We start from the raw sequence: 620 nt of genomic DNA on the forward strand, positions 1-620 counted from the left end.
GGGTCCATCATTATAAATTGTGACCTTACATCCCTTCACTATGTATTCTTGTTTTATTCCTCCATACATTTCATCCTCTAGCACTGCTGTTGCAACATCACAAGCTTGGTCAGCTATACATGCAGCATCTACAGTAGAAACAGCAGCTTGAGCTTCTTCTACATGATCAGCTGATTGCTGCTTTTTCGCATAGGCATTTGAAATATTCATCATTAAAAATACAATAATGACTGATTTCATTAAATTTTTCACTGAACTCATGATTACACCCCAATTTTGAATTCTATTTTTAGATTGATACTTATCATAAACATATTAAAGTTAAGATGATTTTATTGTCTATTTTTAGTATTCTACTCTATTCACTTAACCAAGTTTTTGGAATATGTCAGTCGAAAATGCACCTCAGCAAGGGATTACGTTGTATAGCCACGAGGATGACTTTCGTTCACACTGGATTAGATTTCTACTCACCGAAAAACAGATTAAACATCATTTAATTATTGTAGAAGAAGATGATGAGGATTTAGCAAGTTTAAATCCATATAATCAACTTCCAATGCTTATTGAAAATGACTTAAAGCTTTTTAATACTGCAATTATTTCTGAATATGTTGATG

Annotated in this window: 2 protein-coding genes; one reads left to right on the top strand and one right to left on the bottom strand. The window is 32.3% G+C overall.

Translation table 11 applies throughout. The features are described from left to right. Positions 1-261: hypothetical protein (locus RR876_RS17030; protein WP_332637195.1), on the bottom strand; the 261-nt coding region annotated here is incomplete at its 3' end. Positions 262-385: 124 nt separating this feature from the next. Between RR876_RS17030 and RR876_RS17035 the strand changes: the two genes are divergently transcribed. Beyond that, the coding region (locus RR876_RS17035; protein ID WP_332637196.1) for a glutathione S-transferase N-terminal domain-containing protein at positions 386-620 on the top strand (235 nt) is incomplete at its 3' end.

The organism is Acinetobacter sp. (assembly GCF_036666595.1).
Classification (GTDB): Bacteria; Pseudomonadota; Gammaproteobacteria; order Pseudomonadales; family Moraxellaceae; genus Acinetobacter.